The organism is Agrobacterium sp. 10T429 (genome assembly GCF_056393925.1).
Map to the genome: position 1 here is coordinate 1 of NZ_JBFTGV010000094.1, position 373 is coordinate 373.

The window sequence follows — 373 nt, forward strand, 5'->3', positions numbered from 1 at the left end:
CCTGCGCGCCGTCATGCAGGGCTTCGCGGTGTTTCCCACGCACCTGCTGCCCACGCTGCGGCGCCTCTCGGCCGTGGCCGGCGACCCCGCGCGCATTTTGAGCCGGCGCGAACTGACGGTATTGCGCATGCTGGCCTCGGGCCATACCAATAAGGCGATATCCGAATTACTGGAAATCAGCAATAAAACCGTCAGCTCGCACAAGGCAAATATCATGAGCAAACTGAAATTCAAATCGCTGATTGAACTGGCAGAGTTTGCGCGACGACATCACTTGCTGTAAGTCCCGACGTGATGGGGGCGCTCCGTGATGAATCTTTCTTGAGTCTCGCGACGCACGATTGACTTCGATTTATCCGGCATCTATATCAGC

The 373-nt window shown here is 56.6% G+C and carries 1 protein-coding gene; it reads left to right on the forward strand.

All coding sequences use genetic code 11. The annotated features are described in order from the left end of the window. On the forward strand, positions 1-283 hold a 283-nt coding region (locus AC1DCP_RS26685; RefSeq protein WP_476774913.1), incomplete at its 5' end, for a response regulator transcription factor. Positions 284-373: the final 90 nt, after the last annotated feature.